Annotated in this window: 18 protein-coding genes and 1 riboswitch; of the genes, 11 read left to right on the forward strand and 7 right to left on the reverse strand. The window is 67.2% G+C overall.

The features are described from left to right. Window positions 1-17 precede the first annotated feature (17 nt). From ACOYR4_RS20720 to ACOYR4_RS20730, 3 genes are all read right to left on the reverse strand, one after another. Window positions 18-812 (reverse strand): DUF2145 domain-containing protein, encoded by a 795-nt coding sequence (locus tag ACOYR4_RS20720; RefSeq protein WP_203422460.1) that lies wholly within the window; start codon window positions 810-812, stop codon window positions 18-20. A 71-nt stretch (window positions 813-883) separates the two neighbouring features. Then, window positions 884-1,369, reverse strand: a complete 486-nt coding sequence (locus tag ACOYR4_RS20725; RefSeq protein WP_422847899.1) for a hypothetical protein — start codon at window positions 1,367-1,369, stop codon at window positions 884-886. Window positions 1,370-1,501: 132 nt separating this feature from the next. Continuing rightward, complete coding sequence (locus tag ACOYR4_RS20730) at window positions 1,502-1,990, reverse strand: YiaA/YiaB family inner membrane protein (RefSeq protein ID WP_422847900.1); 489 nt, start codon at window positions 1,988-1,990, stop codon at window positions 1,502-1,504. A gap of 293 nt (window positions 1,991-2,283) precedes the next feature. Between ACOYR4_RS20730 and ACOYR4_RS20735 the strand changes: the two genes are divergently transcribed. Together ACOYR4_RS20735 and ACOYR4_RS20740 are read left to right on the forward strand one after the other, a co-directional pair. Then, window positions 2,284-3,465, forward strand: a complete 1,182-nt coding sequence (locus ACOYR4_RS20735) for a saccharopine dehydrogenase family protein (RefSeq protein ID WP_422847901.1) — start codon at window positions 2,284-2,286, stop codon at window positions 3,463-3,465. Window positions 3,466-3,574: 109 nt separating this feature from the next. Next, window positions 3,575-4,477: an EamA family transporter gene (locus tag ACOYR4_RS20740; protein ID WP_422849693.1), complete on the forward strand. Its 903-nt coding sequence runs from the start codon at window positions 3,575-3,577 to the stop codon at window positions 4,475-4,477. 25 nt (window positions 4,478-4,502) lie between these two features. On the opposite strand, the gene ACOYR4_RS20745 is transcribed toward ACOYR4_RS20740, so the two are convergent. Beyond that, window positions 4,503-5,018, reverse strand: coding sequence for an Lrp/AsnC family transcriptional regulator (locus tag ACOYR4_RS20745; protein ID WP_056648055.1), 516 nt, complete (start codon window positions 5,016-5,018; stop codon window positions 4,503-4,505). 161 nt (window positions 5,019-5,179) lie between these two features. On the opposite strand from ACOYR4_RS20745, the gene ACOYR4_RS20750 reads away from it, so the two are divergent. Then, on the forward strand, window positions 5,180-6,196 hold the full coding sequence (locus tag ACOYR4_RS20750; RefSeq protein ID WP_015015981.1) for a 1-aminocyclopropane-1-carboxylate deaminase: 1,017 nt from the start codon (window positions 5,180-5,182) through the stop codon (window positions 6,194-6,196). Between the two features lie 194 nt (window positions 6,197-6,390). After that, window positions 6,391-7,320: a Bug family tripartite tricarboxylate transporter substrate binding protein gene (locus tag ACOYR4_RS20755; protein WP_422849694.1), complete on the forward strand. Its 930-nt coding sequence runs from the start codon at window positions 6,391-6,393 to the stop codon at window positions 7,318-7,320. Window positions 7,321-7,356: 36 nt separating this feature from the next. Here ACOYR4_RS20755 and ACOYR4_RS20760 read toward each other — a convergent pair whose 3' ends face one another. Next, entirely contained in the window at window positions 7,357-9,297 is a 1,941-nt protein-coding gene (locus tag ACOYR4_RS20760) for an MFS transporter (protein ID WP_422847902.1), read from the reverse strand. A 55-nt stretch (window positions 9,298-9,352) separates the two neighbouring features. After that, window positions 9,353-10,240, reverse strand: a complete 888-nt coding sequence (locus tag ACOYR4_RS20765; RefSeq protein WP_422847903.1) for a hypothetical protein — start codon at window positions 10,238-10,240, stop codon at window positions 9,353-9,355. A 133-nt stretch (window positions 10,241-10,373) separates the two neighbouring features. Here ACOYR4_RS20765 and ACOYR4_RS20770 point away from each other — a divergent pair, with 133 nt between their 5' ends. From ACOYR4_RS20770 to ACOYR4_RS20800, 7 genes are all read left to right on the forward strand, one after another. Then, on the forward strand, window positions 10,374-11,105 hold the full coding sequence (locus ACOYR4_RS20770) for a helix-turn-helix domain-containing protein (protein WP_209820538.1): 732 nt from the start codon (window positions 10,374-10,376) through the stop codon (window positions 11,103-11,105). Between the two features lie 289 nt (window positions 11,106-11,394). Next, the gene (locus ACOYR4_RS20775; RefSeq protein WP_422847904.1) at window positions 11,395-12,294 is read left to right on the forward strand and encodes a TetR family transcriptional regulator; all 900 of its coding nucleotides are present in this window, start codon (window positions 11,395-11,397) and stop codon (window positions 12,292-12,294) included. Next, entirely contained in the window at window positions 12,291-12,866 is a 576-nt protein-coding gene (locus tag ACOYR4_RS20780; protein WP_422847905.1) for a DUF2867 domain-containing protein, read from the forward strand. Before ACOYR4_RS20775 ends, ACOYR4_RS20780 begins: the two co-directional genes overlap by 4 nt. After that, window positions 12,853-14,184, forward strand: coding sequence for an ABC1 kinase family protein (locus ACOYR4_RS20785; protein ID WP_422847906.1), 1,332 nt, complete (start codon window positions 12,853-12,855; stop codon window positions 14,182-14,184). The genes ACOYR4_RS20780 and ACOYR4_RS20785 overlap by 14 nt, the downstream gene beginning before the upstream one ends. Next, on the forward strand, window positions 14,181-14,591 hold the full coding sequence (locus tag ACOYR4_RS20790; RefSeq protein ID WP_422847907.1) for a hypothetical protein: 411 nt from the start codon (window positions 14,181-14,183) through the stop codon (window positions 14,589-14,591). The genes ACOYR4_RS20785 and ACOYR4_RS20790 overlap by 4 nt, the downstream gene beginning before the upstream one ends. A 203-nt stretch (window positions 14,592-14,794) precedes the next feature. Next, the gene (locus tag ACOYR4_RS20795; protein WP_015015990.1) at window positions 14,795-15,247 is read left to right on the forward strand and encodes a YXWGXW repeat-containing protein; all 453 of its coding nucleotides are present in this window, start codon (window positions 14,795-14,797) and stop codon (window positions 15,245-15,247) included. A gap of 156 nt (window positions 15,248-15,403) precedes the next feature. Continuing rightward, a complete protein-coding gene (locus tag ACOYR4_RS20800; RefSeq protein WP_209820533.1) occupies window positions 15,404-15,862 on the forward strand; it encodes a thrombospondin type 3 repeat-containing protein in 459 nt (152 codons plus the stop codon). A 49-nt stretch (window positions 15,863-15,911) separates the two neighbouring features. On the opposite strand, the gene ACOYR4_RS20805 is transcribed toward ACOYR4_RS20800, so the two are convergent. After that, entirely contained in the window at window positions 15,912-16,694 is a 783-nt protein-coding gene (locus tag ACOYR4_RS20805) for a 2-keto-4-pentenoate hydratase (RefSeq protein ID WP_209820532.1), read from the reverse strand. A gap of 228 nt (window positions 16,695-16,922) precedes the next feature. Beyond that, window positions 16,923-17,034, forward strand: a riboswitch (glycine riboswitch). Window positions 17,035-17,061 lie beyond the last annotated feature (27 nt).

Raw genomic sequence — 17,061 nt, forward strand, 5'->3', positions numbered from 1 at the left:
CCTGTTGGCATTTTGATTCAATTTTTGATCGCCAGCACCACCGGTGCGGCTGCCAGCTGGGTGCGCTGCATCCAGGCCAGCACCGAGTCAACGGTCACGGTCTCGATGCGGTCCGAGAACCGCTTTTCGTTCGGATGGTCGTCAAACGCAATGTTGGCCGACCCGACCCGCCCGCCCATGCGCGTGAGCGGCCCCAGCCTGAGAGTCGTGGGCTCATACCCCTTGAACTGCAGCCAGGCCTGCGCCTGGTCGCGCGAGCGCACGGTGGCGGGCTCCATGGCCATCGCCAGGGTCTCCAGCGCCCACTGGTTGGACTGCTGGTATTTGCGGCCCCACGCGTAGCTGACCATGCTGTAGGGCAGGTGCTGCAGCGTCTTGGTGCGGCCCTTGTCCTGCAGCACGGCCAGCAGGCGCTGCTGCACCTCGGGCGTGGGCACGGCATACACGGCCTCGTAGCGCCACAGGTCGTCCAGAAAGAACTCGCCCAGGCCCTGGCGGTACAGGTGGCCCACGGCCGTGCCACATTCGTTGAGCTTGTGCGCCACGCGCCACGGGCCTTCGGTCGTCTTGTAGGCCCAGCCAAAGTGTGAGTAGCGCAGGCCGTATTTGGAGAGGTCCTGTCCCGCACGGGCCAGGGCCACCACCTGCACGCCCGACTTGGCGTGCTCGGCATCGAGCGCGGCCGAGGTCTGCTCGGCCAGCTTCATGCCGCGCTCGATCACCTGCGGCGGCACAGGCTTGCGCGATTCGCACGAGCGGCCCGCATGGGCCGGGGTGGCTGCCAGCAGCGCGGCCCCAGCGAAGAACACCATGCCCACCACGGCAGGGATGCGCTGCGTGGGGTCGCGACCAAGGTTCAGGGTTTTCACCATCGTGCCGCTCCTCAAAGACGTTCGTTGTACAACAAGGCGCGACCGATGGCATTGGGCACAAAGGCAATGGCCTCGCCCGCCGCCGACAGGATCACGCCCGTGCCGATCACGCTGCAGGTGACCACGGTGCCCACGGCATAGGCCGAGCCCGCCACACCGCGGCCGACCACCTCCACACTGACCTGGGCGCCGTCCGAGGCGCGCTCCAGCAAATACACCGTGCCCACGGCCGAGGCCTCCACCGCCCGCACCGTCAGCACCGCGCCGCCCACCGACAGCGCCGCCGGCACCGTCACCACCGCACCGGCGGCCGCCGAGGCCACCGACGCTGTGCCCACCACCGAGGCCACCGGCAACATCGACAGCGCGGCAGAAGCCTCGCTCTGCGCCCGGGCTGGGTTGGCAACCACCAGGGCCGCACACACCACACCGGCCGCCAGCAGGGCGCGGGGCAGGCGTGCCGCAGAGCCCCACGAAGAAAACACGGTATTCATCATCATTCACTCCTCAGGGTACGGCCCGCCCACACCCCCAAAGTGCGGAACAGACCGGGTCGAAAGACCAGAAAGAACCAGAAAGAAATTCATCCAGAAGGGCGGCGGTTTGCCGCCCGCGCACACCGGGTGCGATCAGTTCATGCTGCCGCTCTGGGCGGCAGCCTGGGCCGCTTCGCGGCGGCCTTGCAGGCGGGCTTCGAGCAGGTCGGCCTCATGGCGGTCGCGCAGCATCTTGGCCAACGTGAAGGCGGTGGTGATGAGGTACAGCCAGCTCACGCCCAGAAACGCCTTGTAGGTCACGTTGATGTCCATGCTCAGCAGGCCCCAGCCTGTGAGGCCCATGGCCACCGCAAAGCCACCCCACACCACCAGCTTCCACATGGGGGTGTCGCCACCGCCACGGCGCGAGGCGCTTGCGTTGTCCCGCACAAACTTGGCCAGCACAAACGCGGCAGAGAGGCAGAACACATAGCCCATCACCATGAACGCCTGCTCCAGTTGCTCGCCCGGCAGCCATGCCAGGCCCACGGCGCACAGAAAAACCGCGATGCCGAACGAGACCCACACCTGCAGCTGCCAGGCCTTGGTGTCACGCTGAACAACGATGGGAGAAGAAGACATTGCTGTGGTGCCCGAAGGGCGTTGGTTGAACACGGAACGAATGGTGCCCAGACGTAACTTGCGTGTCTGCATTGAACCGTAACAGTGGCCACCGGCAGGCCAATTGGTATCGTTTAGCGATACTTTTTCTCAGAAAATTGGGGACAAGCCGTTGTTCAGGCCCTACGCGGCCCTCGCCATGCACCTGCGCGACAGAGGCAGCAGGCACGGCCACAGAGAATGGCTGCCTCTTCGGGCAAGGCAGCTTCTGCCTGCCCCCGGACCTTGCACTTTTGACGGACGGAGCCCCCACCATGACCAAACCTTTTGACCTCGTCGTCCACGGCGCCACCGGCTTCACTGGCCGCCTGGTGGTCGAGTACCTGCTGCAACGCTACCCCGCAGGCAGCGGCCTGCGCTGGGCCATGGGAGGCCGCAATGCCGACAAACTCGCCGCCGTGCGCGACGAAGTGGGCGCCCCGGCCGACACCCCGCTGGTCGTGACCGACACCAGCGACCCCGCCAGCCTGCAGGCGCTGATGGACACCACGCGCCTGGTGCTTACCACCGTGGGCCCCTACCAGTTGTATGGCAACGAACTGGTGGCCGCCTGCGCCAAGGCCGGGGTGGACTATGTGGACCTGTGCGGCGAGCCCGCCTGGATGCGCCAGATGATCGACGCGCATGAAGCCGCCGCCAAAGCCAGCGGCGCGCGCATCGTGTTCTCGTGCGGGTTCGACTCGATCCCGTTCGACCTGGGCGTGTTCCTGCTGCAAAAGGAATTCCGCCACCGCTTCGGCCACCCGGCCCCGCGCGTGCGCGGCCGGGTGCGCAAGATGAAGGGCACCTTCTCGGGCGGCACGGCCGCGAGCCTCAAGGCCACCATGGCCGCAGCCGCCAGCCAGCCCGGCGTGCTGGACCTGCTGAAAAACCCCTTCTCGCTGACCCCCGGTTTTGAAGGCCCACGCCAGCCCTCGGGCAACAAGCCCATGGTGGACGAAGCATTGGGCGATGGGGTGTGGGTCGCACCTTTCGTGATGGCCGCCATCAACACGCGCAACGTACACCGCTCCAACTTCCTACTGCAGCACGCCTACGGCACCGACTTTGTCTACGACGAAATGCTCATCACCGGCCCCGGCGAAAAGGGCGAGGCCATCGCCAACGCGGTGGCGGGCGACAAGTCGCTGGGCTCGGACAAAGGCCCCAAGCCGGGCGAAGGCCCTTCGCGCGAGGAGCGCGAGAACGGCTTCTACGACGTGCTGTTTTTGGGCACCGATGACGCAGGCCATACCCTGCGCGTGGGTGTGAAGGGCGACCGCGACCCTGGCTACGGCTCCACCTCCAAGATGATCACCGAGGCGGCGGTGTGCCTGCTGCAGGAAGCCACGGAAACGCCTGGCGGCATCTGGACCACCGCCCCGGCGATGGGCGACCGGCTCATCGCGCGCCTGCAAGCGAATGCGGGGCTGAGCTTCGCGGTCGAGTCTACATAACGCCCTCTGAACTTCTTCACGGTCTGGTCCGTTTTTGCACCTTGCCAGTCCTGAAACGATCGGCTAGCGGCCTCCCCGATCCCAGAGAATGCAGGGCATGAACAATTCCCTGCGCCCCCGCGACCTCGCCCTGGCCCTGCTTGTCATCGTGGTCTGGGGCCTCAACTTCGCTGTCATCAAAGTGGGGGTGGCCGGGGTGCCGCCCCTGCTGCTGGGGGCGCTGCGCTATCTGCTCGCGGCCTTCCCGGCGCTCCTGTTTGTCAAGCCGCCCAAGGTGCCGCTGCGGCTGTACCTGCTGTACGGCATGACCATGGCCGTGGGCCAGTTTGCGCTGCTGTTCACTGCCATCCACATCGGCATGCCCTCGGGGCTGGCGTCGCTGGTGCTGCAGTCGCAGTCGTTCTTCACCCTGCTGCTGGCCGCGTGGTGGCTGCGCGAAAAATGGCAGGGCAACCAGGTGGCAGGCCTGGCGCTGGCGGGCTGCGGGCTGGTGCTGATCGGCAGCGCGCATGGCGCCTCCATGCCCCTGGCAGGGTTTGCGCTCACGGTGGCGGCAGCCGCCATGTGGGGCTGCGGCAATATCGTCACCCGCGCTGTGGGGCGGTATGGGCCGATGAACCAGTTTGCCTTCATCGTCTGGTCCAGCGTGGTGGCGCCACTGCCGTTTGTGGCGCTTTCGCTGTGGCTGGACGGGCCTGCCACGGTGTGGGCGGCCGTGCAGCACCTGTCCTTCCAATCCATGACCGCCGTCGCTTACATCGCATGGATATCGACGCTGCTGGGCTTCGGGCTGTGGACCTACCTCATGTCGCGTTACCCCGTGAACCGTGTGGCGCCCTTCACGCTGCTGGTGCCTGTGGTGGGCCTGACCACCGGCTGGGTGGTGTTTGGCGAGCAGTTGCTGCCCGTGCACTTTGCGGGCGCCGGGCTCTTGATGGCGGGGCTGGTGGTCAATGTGTTTGGCGGCCCGGCCTGGGCGGCCATGATGGGGCGGCTGCGCGGCGCGCAGTGACCAGTGACCGAATAGAGGCAGACGGCTACACCGCCAGTGGCAGCTCGGTGGTCGAGAGCACGTTGCGCAGCACCATGAACGAGCGCACCTGCCGCACGCCCGGCAGATAGAGCAACTGCTCTGCGTGCAGGCGGTTGAAGCTGTCGTTGTCGCGCGTGCGCACCAGCATGAAGTAGTCGAATTCGCCGGTGACTACGTGGCATTCCATGCAGCCGGACACCTTGGCGGCCGCCTTTTCAAACTCGGCGAACGACTCGGGCGTGGAGCGGTCCAGCACCACGCCAATCATCACCAGCATGCCCGCCCCCACGGCCTGGGGGTTGAGCAGCGCCACCACCTTGTCGATGAGCCCCAGGCGCCGCAGGCGCTCCACGCGGCGCAGGCAGGCGGGCGGGCTCAGATGCACCTTTTCGGCCAGCGCGACGTTGGACAGCGACGCATCTCGTTGCAGCTGCCGCAGGATGGCTTTGTCGGTGCGGTCCAGCTCGGCAGAGACATCGGCCTGTGGTGCATTCTTGGCACGAACTTTTGTTGCGCACATAAACAATCTGAAGAAATACTTTCAGCTCTCATTCTCTTTCAGAAAACTTAAACGCCGAAATTTTGACAATTTTTGCAACCACTTGATGCGCGTGTTTTTCTACGATGAAGGCACTGCAAGCCCCGTGCTTGCGACTCCTCTTCACCGACCGGAACACCGCCATGAACCTGCAGAAATTTGCCCGCCACCCGCTCACCTTCGGCCCCTCTCCCATCACGCCCCTCAACCGCCTGTCGGCGCATCTGGGCGGCAAGGTGCACTTGTATGCCAAACGCGAGGACTGCAACTCGGGCCTGGCCTTTGGCGGCAACAAGACGCGCAAGCTCGAATACCTGATTCCCGAGGCGATTGCAGGCGGCTACGACACGCTGGTGTCGATTGGCGGTATCCAGTCCAACCAGACGCGCCAGGTGGCCGCCGTGGCCGCGCACCTGGGCATGAAGTGCGTGCTGGTGCAGGAGAACTGGGTGAACTACTCCGACGCGGTGTACGACCGCGTGGGCAACATCGAGATGAGCCGCATCATGGGCGCCGACGTGCGCCTGGACGCAGCGGGCTTCGACATCGGCATCCGTCCCAGCTGGGAGCAGGCCATGGACGATGTGAAGAAGGCGGGCGGCAAGCCCTTCCCCATTCCCGCCGGTTGCTCCGAGCACCCGTACGGCGGCCTGGGCTTTGTGGGCTTTGCCGAAGAAGTGCGCCAGCAGGAAAAGGAGCTGGGCTTTCAGTTCGACTACATCGTCGTGTGCTCGGTCACGGGCAGCACGCAGGCGGGCATGGTGGTGGGCTTTGCGGCCGACGGCCGCGCGCGCAAGGTGATCGGCATCGACGCCTCGGCCAAGCCCGAGAAGACGCACGCGCAGATCCTGCGCATTGCCCAGAACACCGCCAAGCTCGTCGAGCTGGGACAGGAGATCACGGCCGAAGACGTGGTGCTGGACACCCGCTACGGCGGCCCCGAGTACGGCCTGCCCAACGAGGGCACGCTCGAAGCCATCCGCCTGTGCGCACGCCAGGAAGGCATGCTGACCGACCCGGTGTATGAAGGCAAGTCCATGCACGGGATGATCGACATGGTGCGCAAGGGCGAATTCCCCGAAGGCTCCCGCGTGCTGTATGCGCACCTGGGAGGGGTGCCGGCGTTGAACGCTTACAGCTTTCTTTTTCGCAACGGCTGATGCGTCCAGCGAGCAGCGACGGCTGGCACAGCTGGCCGGGCTGTCGTTGATCTGAGCACCTGTTCAAAGGGCCCCTGACCGCCAAGGCAAGGGGCCCGCCCGTTCCCTCGATCCAAGGAGCCCCCATGAAATGCTTGCAGCTTGTCAGTCGGCGTAGCGTGATCCTCTTGGGGGTGGCCCTTGCAGGGCTGGGAATGGGCCCCTTGTGGCTGGCGCACGCCGACGGGTACCCCGCCAAGCCCGTGCAACTTGTTGTGCCCTTCCCGCCTGGGGGCGCCGTGGACATCGTGGGCCGCACCATCAGCAAGAAGCTGGGCGACCGGCTCGGCCAGCCCATCGTGGTGGAGAACAAGGCGGGCGCGGGTACGGTAGTGGGTGCAGCCTATGTAGCCAATGCGCCTGCCGATGGCTACACGCTGCTGATCAGCTCCGGCTCCACCTTCACCGTGAACCCCGCGCTGAACGCCAAGCTGCCTTACGACCCCGTCAAAAGCTACGAGCCCGTTGGCCTGGTCGCGCGAGTGCCCCTAATTCTGCTGGCCCACCGCGATGTGCCAGTCAACAACCTCCGGCAGCTGATCGCCGCCGTGCAGCGCACGCCCGACAAGTTCTCCTACGGCTCGTTCGGCAACGGCACCACGGGGCACTTTGCCGCCGAGCTGACTTGGTCGGCCGCCGGCATCAAGCTGATGCATGTGCCCTACCGGGGCAGCGCCCCTGCCATGGCCGACCTGATGGGCGGGCAGATTCCCTTCACCATCGACACCGTGGCGGCAGCGCTGCCACAGCTCAAGGCAGGCAAGATCAAGGCCATTGCGGTGACGGGCGCCACGCGGGCCACGCAGCTGCCCGACGTGCCCACCGTGGCAGAAAGTGGCTTTACCGGCTTCTCGGCCGATTCCTGGCTGGCCGTGGTCGCGCCGCGTGGCCTGCCCGCCGAGGCCAAGGCCAAGCTGCACAAGGCACTGGCCGAGACGATGGCGGACGCCGAGATCCGCAGCAAGCTCATCGCCGCAGGGCTGGAGCCGTCTTACGCCACGGGCGATGCCGCGCTGGCGCAGATCGAAGACGAGTTGCCACGCATGCGTGCCATTGCCCAGCGCGCACAGATCCGGGCGGACTGAGCCCGCCCAGCCAGGGGCGGCTTGCACGCCCCTCGGTCAGGCCGTCAGCAGCTTTTGCACCCGCTCGCGCAGCAGGTTGGGCTGCACCTCGGTCGGCGCGACGGCGGAGCCCACATTCAGCCCCACGCGGCTGTAGAAGCCCCGGCGGAACGGCCGCACCATGGCGCCGCCCTTTTCGATGCGGCTGAAGTACGAGCCCCACAGGTTGGTCAGCGCCATGGGGATCACCGGGGCCTCGACACCCTCGGCCTTCGCCCGTTCGATGATCTTCATGATGCCGCCCTTGAACTCCTGCAGCTGTCCGTCCTTGGTGATGCCGCCCTCGGGGAAGATGGCGAGCAAATCACCCTCACGCAACACCTGGGCAGCGCGGTCAAAGGCGGCTTCGTAGGTCTTCGGGTCTTCCTTGTACGGCGCAATCGGGATCGCCTTGGCCAGGCGGAACAGCCAGCCCAGCACGGGCACGCGGAAGATGCGGTGGTCCATCACAAAGTAGATGGGGCGCGGGCTGGCGGCCATGAGCAGCACGGCGTCCACAAAGCTCACGTGGTTGCAGGCCAGGATGGCGGCGCCGGTGGACGGCAGGTTTTCATCGCCCTGCACCTTGAAGCGGTACACGAACCGCGACGACACCCACGCGATGAAGCGCAGCAGGTACTCGGGCACCAGCATGAAGATGTAGAACGCCACCACGGCGTTGGCCAGGCCGGTGAACAGGAAGATCTGCGGCACCGTGAAGCCCGCGCCCAGCAAGGCACCGGCAATGAGCGAGCTGCCGATCATGAACAGCGCGTTGAGGATGTTGTTGGCCGCGATGATGCGGGCTCGGTGCGTGGGCTGGCTGCGCATCTGGATCAGCGCGTACATGGGCACGCTGTACAGGCCCGCAAACAGGCTGAGCAGCGCCAGGTCCAGCATGACGCGCCAGTGGGCGCCCTGGGCCATGAAGGCGGCCAGGCCCATGATCTCGGACGGTGGCAGGCTGCGCGACGCGAAATACAGGTCGATGGAGAACACGCTCATGCCGATGGCGCCCAGCGGCACCAGGCCGATCTCGACATGGCGGCGCGACAGCACCTCGCACAGCAGCGAGCCCACACCAATGCCGATGGAGAACACCACCAGCAGCAGCGACGCCACCTGCTCGTTGCCATGCAGCACGTTCTTGGCCAGGCTGGGGAACTGGCTCAGAAACACCGCGCCAAAGAACCACATCCAGCTGATGCCCAGGAGCGAGCGGAACACCACGATGTTCTCGTGCGCCAGCTTGAGGTTGCGCCAGGTTTCGGTGAAGGGGTTCCAGTTGATGGTGAGGCCCGGGTCGGTGGCAGGCACCGAGGGAATGAACTGCGCCACCGCGCGTCCCGCCAGGGCCGCCACCACACAGGCCACGGCCACGGTGGTGTGACCGATGCCGGGCAACGCCACCAGCAACCCACCGGCCACATTCCCCAGCAAGATGGCCACAAACGTGCCCATCTCGACCATGCCGTTGCCGCCCGTCAGCTCACGCTCGTTGAGCACCTGGGGCATGTACGCAAACTTGACCGGGCCAAACAGCGTGGAGTGCACGCCCATCAAGAAGGTGCACAGCAGCAGGATGGGGATGTTGCCCGCGATGAAGCCCACGGCCGCCACCAGCATGATGGCGATCTCCAGGTTCTTCACGAAGCGGATCATCTTCGTCTTGTCGTACTTGTCGGTCAGCTGGCCCGATGTGGCCGAGAACAGCAGGAACGGCAGGATGAACAACGCGCCAATCACCAGCCCCGCCATCGCGGGCGGCAGCCAGTCCACACTGAGCTGATAGGTCACCATCACCGTGAAGGCGAACTTGAAGAGGTTGTCGTTGGCCGCGCCGGAGAACTGCGTCCAGAAAAAGGGGGCAAACCGCCGCTGGCGCAGCAGGGCAAACTGGTTCGGGTCCTCGTGCGTGGGTGCGGGGGCCACGCTGGTGGAGGCGGTGTCGGGGCTCATGCGTTTCTCCTCGTTTCCGATGGGTTGGCTTGTTGGAATTTTCCGGACCTGCGCTTCATGCGCCGGATCTGCGGGCGACACCCACGGCGTGGGCGCCATTCTGCCCGGACGGCATGACCCGCGGCATCACCGCCGCGTCACTGTGGCGCAAAGCCACCAGCGATCCCAATGCCGTCATCACGGGCCAGGCGGCGCCCGCCGCCAGCACATGCTTGAGGCTGTGGCCCGACACCCATCCGCCTGTGGCCTCGAACACCGAATGGTCTGCCGCCTCCAGCAGCTTGGCCAGGGCGTACAGCACCACCACCATGCCTAGGTGCAGCGCCAGTCCGCCGACGCGGCGTGGCAGGCATGCCAGCGCCAGCACCACTAGCAGACCGCCCAGTTGCACCACGGCCCACGGCAGCAGGTTGCCGGTGCGCACCCAGGCCCACACGGCCAGTGGCCCCGCCAGCAGCACGGCACTTGCAGCGGCCACGCCCGCCCGCGCGCTCACCCGGCTGGCCGCCGCCAGCCCAAGCAGCCCCGCAAAAGGCAGCACCATGCCCAGGCGGTCCCACAGCAGGCCCGCGTCCTGCGGCTGCCAGTGGTACAGCGCCGAGCCTGCGGCGGTGCACAGCAGCCCGCCAAAGAACAGGGCAGCCAGCGCACGGGAGATGGCGTCCAGCGCGGCCGGCGGCACACGGCGCAGCCCCCACCAGCCCCATGCACCCGCCAAGGCAAAGGCCAGGTTGCTCAACACATCCAGCGCGCAGGGAATACCCCACAGCGTGCGCTGGTCGGCAAAGTCATGCTGGTGCGCACTGGCAGGCAGCACCGGGCCGAACAGCGCCAGGGCGAGCAGCGCGGCCGCGCCCAGCAGCAGGCCGGTTTCGGCACCCGACAGTCGCGACAGCGTTGCCAGGCCGCGCGCACGCAGGGGAGTCACAGAGGAAGAAGACATCACACACACCGTAGAAAGTGAACGATGCCGCGCAGTGTGGGCAGCGGCGCCATCGGTGGCCTCAAAAAGTCGCGCAAGGGGCTACCCACGCACCTTCGGGTATTGATAATTGATACCCAGGAGCCCCCTCACCATGAGCACGACCGCCGACCTCGTCACCGCCCTCAAAAAAGAACTCAAGACCGCGCAGATGACCTATGCCGATCTGGCGCAGGCGCTCGGCATGGCCGAGTCCAGCGTCAAGCGCATGCTGGCCAAAGGTGACATGCCGCTGTCGCGCATCGACGCCATTTGCCGCGCGCTGGCGCTGGACTTTGCCGATCTGGCAAGGCGCGTGGCCGATGAGCAGCCCTTGCTGAAAGAGCTGACCCACGAGCAGGAAAAGGCCGTGGTGGCCGACAAGAAGCTGCTGCTGATGGCGATCTGTGTGCTGAGCCAGTGGACGCTGGAGCAGGTGACGGGCTACTACCGTCTGACGGAGGCCGAGGGCATCAAGTACCTGGCGCAGCTGGACCGCATCGGCATCATCGAGCTGCGGCCGCTCAACCGCTACCGCCTCAAGCTGGCCAAGACCTTCCGCTGGCGCCCACATGGGCCCGTAATGAACTACTTCCGCGACCACGCGCTGCTGGACTACTTTGCAGGCGGCTTTGATGGCCCGGGCGAAGGCGTGCTGCTGGTGCACGGCAACATCAGCCGCGGCCTGGCGCCCGCCTTCATGGAGCGCATGCAGCGCGTGGCGCAGGACTTTGCCCAGCAGCACCTGGCCGACCAGAAGCTGCCCGACCGCGAGCGCGAGGGCTACACCCTGCTGCTGGCGATGCGCAGCTGGGAGTTCGAGGCGTTTGCAAGCATGCGGCGGTAAGCCTCACGCCGATTTCGCAGTTACCCGCAATCGACGGCCGTCGCTGCCAGCCAACTCCTGCCCTTGGTTGAGCGCAGCGGCCGCCTCACAGGTGCAGGGACTGGCCGCAGCGCCATGAACCAGCCTCCATTTACTATCTTTTTGATAGCTATCAGCGCATGAAATACATGCACTTGAGGTTAAAAACGCTTCAAAACCCCTGCTTGCGCCTGCCAAGAGGTGGCTTGACGCCATAAACAGAAATAACTATTCTTTAAATTGAAAAATCAATCAATTTAAGAATAGTCAAATGAAAACCACCCGCCAGCAGCAAGACGCCACGCGCCGCCAGATCGTGGCCAGCGCGGTGGACCTCATGACCCGCCAGGGCTTTGACGGCACGACGATGAAAGACATCGCCCGCGCCGCCGGCATTGGCGACGCCACGATCTACAAATACTTCCCCACCAAGGACCGCATCGTGCTGGGCTACCTGGACGATGTGGCCCACCAGGCGCTGGCCGACACGCTGCAGACACCGGGCTTTGCGGGCTACGCTCTGCAAGAAAAGCTGCAGCGCCTGACCGATGCCGTGCTGGAGCGCCTGCTGGCCGACCGCGAGTTCGTGGCCCAGGTGCGCGGTCTGGCGCGGCGCTCGCCGCTGTCGATGCTGGCCGAGCCGCTGGCTGCGCGCCAGAGCCTGCGCGAGGCGGTGGCAAGCTTTCTGGAGGCGGCCGAGGCCAGCGACGAGATCGAGCCCTGCGACTTCAAGGGCCTGGCAGGCAGCCTTTACACCGACTACCTCGCAGGCGTGGTGAGCTACTGGCTGGCCGACACCTCCGACGAATTTGCCGACACCACACAACTGGTGGACCTGTCGCTGGGCGTGCTGGTGCAGGCGCTGCGCGGCGGGCTGGTCAACCGTGTGCTGCAACTGGGCGGCTTTGTGCTGCGCAGCCAGATGGCCCGCATGGTGCAACACGGCAGCGGCCTGATGGGCATGCTGCACATGGCCCAGCAGGCCATGGCCAGCGCGCCCGCAGCACGGACATCGCAGCCCCCTGCCGGTAAGGCAGCGGCCGAAGGCCTCGCCCCCAAAACTGCGCAGCCTGCGCGTGCACCCCGCAAACCCCGGGCGGCCACCGGCCTCACGGAGGCCCCCACCGCCCCGCGCCCCGCCACGCCCCGCAAAAGAAAGAGCGCCCCATGAATGCGTCCTCTGCCCTCGCCGCCCCCACCACCGCGCGCGCAACCCAGGTGCCGCCCGGCACGGCCATCCACGCCACGCTGCCCGGGGCCGATTTTTTTGATGCCTACGAAGTGGCCGACCGGCACCCCGCGCGCTCAGCCCTGCAGTCGTGGCTGGACGTGGCGGCCCGCACCCCGGCGTGGACACGCGCCCTCATGTTCGTGCGCAACAAGGCCGTGCGCCTGGTGGGCCTGAAGGACCTGGGCCAGCTGGATGACGGCCACCCGCCCGCCAGTGGCCGATCCCTGCACGACGCGCGCAGCTACCGCGTGGGCGACCGCGTGGGCATCTTCCGCATTCGACACCTGAGCGACACCGAGGTGGTGATGGGCCAGGACGACAAGCACCTGGACGTGCAGGTGTCCATCTGCAAACAGCCCGCCGCCCCCGGCACCGCGCCCCGCGTGGTGCTGAGCACGGTGGTGCACATCCACAACACGCTGGGCCATGCGTACATGGCGGTGATCACGCCGATCCACCGCGTGATTGCACGCGGCACGGCGCAGCGCCTGGCAGACCATGGCCCAAACTGACGCAAACGCACCCCGCACCGGCAAGCTGGCGCGCAGCGCCATCACGGGGCTCGCGGCTGCGCGCATCGGCATGGCCGAGCTGGGACACCGCACGCGCAAGCGCTCGGCCCAGGCGCAGGCCGAGCACGAGGCCGCGCTGGGCCGCATCCTGTTTGGCGCGCTGGGGCAGCTGCGGGGCTCGGCGCTCAAGGTGTCGCAGCTACTCAGCATGCACCCGGGCCTGCTGCCCGACGGCGTGCGCAGCGAACTGGCACGCGCCCACCACCAGGCCCCGCCGCTCAACCGCGCGCTGGTGGGACGCGTGTTCCGCCAGGCCTTCGGACAAGAGCCCGAGGCGCTGTTCGAGCAGTTCGAGCCCACCGCGTTTGCCGCCGCCAGCCTGGGCCAGGTGCACCGCGCGCAGCTCGCAGGCCACGGCATGGTGGCCGTGAAGGTGCAGTACCCCGGCATTGCCGCCACCATCGCCAGCGACATGCAGCTGATGCGCGCCGCGCTGCGCGCCCTGGCCCACACCGACATGCCGCTGCCCACCGATGCCGTGCTGGACAGCGTGATGACCGAGATCGAGGCCACCCTGCTGCGCGAAGTGGACTACCTGCAGGAGGCCGAACAGCTGCAATGGTTTGCCCAGCATGCCGCGCAGCCGGGCGTGGTGATGGCGCAGCCCATCCTCTCGCACACGCGCGCCCAGGTGCTCACGCAGCAGTTTGTGCCCGGGCTGCCGTTGCAAGCTTGGCTGGCCACACAGCCACCGCAGGCACTGCGCGACCAGGCCGGGCAGCACCTGTGGGACTGGTTCATGCACTGCATCTTTGTGCTGGGGCGGGTACATGCCGACCCGCACCCGGGCAACTTTCTGTTCGCGCCCGATGGCACGGTGGGTGTGCTGGACTTTGGCTGCACGCGCGCCCTGCCCAGCGCATTCCGTGCGCAGGTGGTGCAGGCATGGTCTGCCCTGCTGCGCGCCCCTACCGACCCCACGCGCAATGCACAGGTGCTGCAGGCCTACCAGGCGCTGGGGCTCTTGCACAAGGACCTGACCGTGCAGGCCTACACCACTGAACTCGCCCCCGCGCTGGCCGAGATGCAGGCCTGGCAGATCGAGCCCTTCACCCAGCCGGTGTTTGACTTTGGCACCAAGACACCGCCGCCCATCACCCCCAGCCAGCACCAGCGCGTGTTGGGGCAGCACCTCGCCCAGATCCCCGGCGAGATGCCCGCGTTCGAGCGCATGTGGATGGGGCTGATGCACCTGCTGACGCAGCTGGGTGCCCGGGTGCACACCCGCGCCCACAAGGCACTGGCCGTTCACCCATGACAAACACCGCGAACACCGCGCTGACCCTGGCAGCCGCCGGGCTGACCCTGGTGGGGGTGGCAAATTCGGTGCTGGGAGAACTTCTGCTGTTCCGCAGGCTGCGCACGCAGGGCCGCCAGACGGCGGGGCGCGCGGAGGTTGGCACGGCGCAGCAGTTGCTGCACACCCCGCACCTGCGCATTCTGTGGGGCACCTGGCATGTGGCCTCGGTACTGTGCTGGGCACTGAGCGCCCTGCTCTGGCGCCTGGGCACCGCACCTTGGGACGCGGCCCTGGGCGCCTGGGCCGCCGACGCCGTGGGCATTGCCACCCTGGCCAGTGGCATGCTGGTGTTCTTTGCCACGCATGGCAGACACCCGGCGTGGTGCGCGTTGCTGGTGATTGCGACGCTGGTGTGGTGGCGCTGAAGCAAGCCATCGCGGGCGGATAGATGGGAGACGCCGACGCCGGATGCCTGAGCAGGCGTGACAAAAATCACACGGCAACCGTTTGCCTCCGAAGTCGGCAACACAACTTCACAAAGCTTCGCAATTGACCTACACCGGCTTGACGCAGCGTGCGCACCATGAAGTCTCCGGTTCCGCAAGGAATCACATCTGAGGAGAACCTTATGGCCCGCAAAGCACTTGCCGCTGTGTCCATCGCCCTGCTGTCGCTGGGCGCCGCGAGCGCGGCGCAGGCGCAGACCAGCGCCACCGTTGTCATCCAGGCAGGTACGCCCGTCTACCAGCAACCCGCCCCGGTGCGCGTGCAGTACCAGGCGCCGCCCCCACCCCGCTACGAGGTGGCGCCGCACCCGCGCCGCGGCATGGTGTGGGTGCCCGGCCACTGGGAATGGCGTGGCCACCGCCATGTGTGGATGCAGGGCTACTGGGTGAAGGCCCGCCCCGGCTACCACTACCGCGAGCCCCGCTGGGTGGAACACGGCGGCCGCTGGAACATGCAGCCCGGCGGCTGGGACCGTGATGGCGATGGCATCCCCAACCGCCGCGACCGGGACCGTGACGGAGACGGCGTGCCCAACCGCTACGACCAGCGCCCGGACAACCCCTACCGCCGCTGATCCACCCCGGTGGGACCGCTGCGCGCGCCGACAGGCAATGGGCAGTCCGACTGACAGACGCGCCACCACCCACCGGCCACGATGAGGCCACAGACGCAACACCCGGCCCGACGCAGGCAGTGCCTGCGGTCGGCCAGACACGACAAGGAGTTCACCATGACCCACGCCACTTTCTTGCGCAACACCTTCACTGCAGCGGCCCTGTCCGTGACAGCGCTGACGGCGCTGACAGGGGCCATCACACCGGCCCAGGCCGCCACGCAAGCCACTGTCATCGTGCAGTCGGGCCCACAGCAGGGCATCGTCATCCCGGCACCCCCGCCACCCCGCCGCGAAGCCGTTCCGCACGCCCGCAAGGGACAGGTGTGGGTGCCTGGCTACTGGGACTGGCGGGGCCACCGCCATGTGTGGGTGGCAGGCCACTTTGAAAAGGTGCGGCCAGGCTACCGCTATCGCACACCCCAGTGGGAGCAGCGCGACGGGCGCTGGGAACTGCACCGGGGCGGCTGGGACCGCGATGGCGACGGCATTGCCAACCGCAATGACCGCGACCGTGACGGCGACGGCGTGCCCAACCGCCGCGACCACCAGCCGGACAACCCGCGCCGCAACTGATCGTTGATCGACGCTCCGCTGGCTAGCCAGGGCGCCAGGCCCTGTGCCTTTATGGCAGGTGCAACACCGCCTGCCCCAGCCCTGGAAAGTCGGCCACCACCTCGGCCCCCGGCGCCACCAGCACGGTGCCGGTGCATGACCCGGTGGTGACCCAGTGCCCCGCGCGCAGTCCGCCCAGGCTGCGCGCGCCTTCGTTGGCGAGCCACACCAGCAGGCGCAGCGGGTCGCCCGCCGGGTTGCCCCAGGTGGCATGTTGCACGGCCACGGCCCCGTTCACCGACAAGGTCACCGCTTGCGCCAGGGGCTGCACGGCAGCGACATCGGTCACCCCAGCCCCCACGATCAACGCCCCGTGGCAGGCCTGGTCGGCCAGGCGGCTCCACTCGCCCTGTTGCGCCCAGGCAGCAAAGCGCGTGTCGCACACCTCAATGGCGGCGCGCACCGACACCACCGCCGCCAACACCTCGGCGGCGCTGTAGGGGGTGGCGCGGGCGGGCAGGTCAGCCCCCAGTTCGTACACCAGCTCCGCCTCCACGCCCATCACGGCAAAACCCGCGGCAGACAGAGCAACCGCCTCACCCGCTGCGGCCACCCACACCGAATCGCGCGCGAGAGCGGCCCGCGCGGGTTGCGCCTGGGGCGACGCGGCGCCGACCTTCCAGCCTGCGATCTCCCCGCGCGCACGCACCACGGCGTCCTGCACCGCGTAGGCCTCGGCGGCATCGCGTGGGCGAAGCCCTGCGGGAAAGTCCAGCGGGCGGGGGGTGCGCCCCTCCCGGGCCCGGGTGATGATGGCGGCGCTGGCGACAGGGTCCAAAGTGGCGGGGGGCATGGCAAAACTCTCAGTGGGACAAGGGGTCGGCGGATTATCGGCACCTTCACCAGCGGCCCCGCGCCGCTGCATCAGCAACGATTGCGCCCCATTAGCAGCCGGAGTCGATCTCGCGCGCAGGCTTGGCCCCTAGAATCGGCCTCGCAGGAGAGCACGGCAGCCACAGGCCGCCGCTGCACCGAAGGCGCAAACTCCCATACACGCTCAGGTCCCGTACTGCACCATTCATCAAAGCCGTCTGGAGAGCCGCCTCGCGCAACGCGAAGCGCACCGAAGGAGCAAGCCGCAGCCCGGGTGGGTGGCGGTGAATCTCTCAGGTACCAAGGACAGGGGGAGCGGCAGCTAGGGCATTCATGCGCCAGCTGCA

Source organism: Acidovorax sp. M14 (genome assembly GCF_049331375.1).
Taxonomy (GTDB): domain Bacteria; phylum Pseudomonadota; class Gammaproteobacteria; order Burkholderiales; family Burkholderiaceae_C; genus Acidovorax.

Excerpts from the sequence above, each read along its gene's own strand:
- ACOYR4_RS20730 (WP_422847900.1), bottom strand. The coding sequence starts at position 1,990 with ATGTCTTCTTCTCCCATCGTTGTTCAGCGTGACACCAAGGCCTGGCAG.
- ACOYR4_RS20790 (WP_422847907.1), top strand. The coding sequence starts at position 14,181 with ATGACAAACACCGCGAACACCGCGCTGACCCTGGCAGCCGCCGGGCTG.
- ACOYR4_RS20805 (WP_209820532.1), bottom strand. The coding sequence starts at position 16,694 with ATGCCCCCCGCCACTTTGGACCCTGTCGCCAGCGCCGCCATCATCACC.
- ACOYR4_RS20780 (WP_422847905.1), top strand. The coding sequence starts at position 12,291 with ATGAATGCGTCCTCTGCCCTCGCCGCCCCCACCACCGCGCGCGCAACC.
- ACOYR4_RS20720 (WP_203422460.1), bottom strand. The coding sequence starts at position 812 with ATGGTGTTCTTCGCTGGGGCCGCGCTGCTGGCAGCCACCCCGGCCCAT.
- ACOYR4_RS20745 (WP_056648055.1), bottom strand. The coding sequence starts at position 5,018 with ATGTGCGCAACAAAAGTTCGTGCCAAGAATGCACCACAGGCCGATGTC.
- ACOYR4_RS20735 (WP_422847901.1), top strand. The coding sequence starts at position 2,284 with ATGACCAAACCTTTTGACCTCGTCGTCCACGGCGCCACCGGCTTCACT.
- ACOYR4_RS20770 (WP_209820538.1), top strand. The coding sequence starts at position 10,374 with ATGAGCACGACCGCCGACCTCGTCACCGCCCTCAAAAAAGAACTCAAG.
- ACOYR4_RS20785 (WP_422847906.1), top strand. The coding sequence starts at position 12,853 with ATGGCCCAAACTGACGCAAACGCACCCCGCACCGGCAAGCTGGCGCGC.
- ACOYR4_RS20750 (WP_015015981.1), top strand. The coding sequence starts at position 5,180 with ATGAACCTGCAGAAATTTGCCCGCCACCCGCTCACCTTCGGCCCCTCT.
- ACOYR4_RS20765 (WP_422847903.1), bottom strand. The coding sequence starts at position 10,240 with ATGTCTTCTTCCTCTGTGACTCCCCTGCGTGCGCGCGGCCTGGCAACG.
- ACOYR4_RS20775 (WP_422847904.1), top strand. The coding sequence starts at position 11,395 with ATGAAAACCACCCGCCAGCAGCAAGACGCCACGCGCCGCCAGATCGTG.
- ACOYR4_RS20800 (WP_209820533.1), top strand. The coding sequence starts at position 15,404 with ATGACCCACGCCACTTTCTTGCGCAACACCTTCACTGCAGCGGCCCTG.
- ACOYR4_RS20725 (WP_422847899.1), bottom strand. The coding sequence starts at position 1,369 with ATGATGAATACCGTGTTTTCTTCGTGGGGCTCTGCGGCACGCCTGCCC.
- ACOYR4_RS20760 (WP_422847902.1), bottom strand. The coding sequence starts at position 9,297 with ATGAGCCCCGACACCGCCTCCACCAGCGTGGCCCCCGCACCCACGCAC.
- ACOYR4_RS20795 (WP_015015990.1), top strand. The coding sequence starts at position 14,795 with ATGGCCCGCAAAGCACTTGCCGCTGTGTCCATCGCCCTGCTGTCGCTG.
- ACOYR4_RS20755 (WP_422849694.1), top strand. The coding sequence starts at position 6,391 with ATGGGCCCCTTGTGGCTGGCGCACGCCGACGGGTACCCCGCCAAGCCC.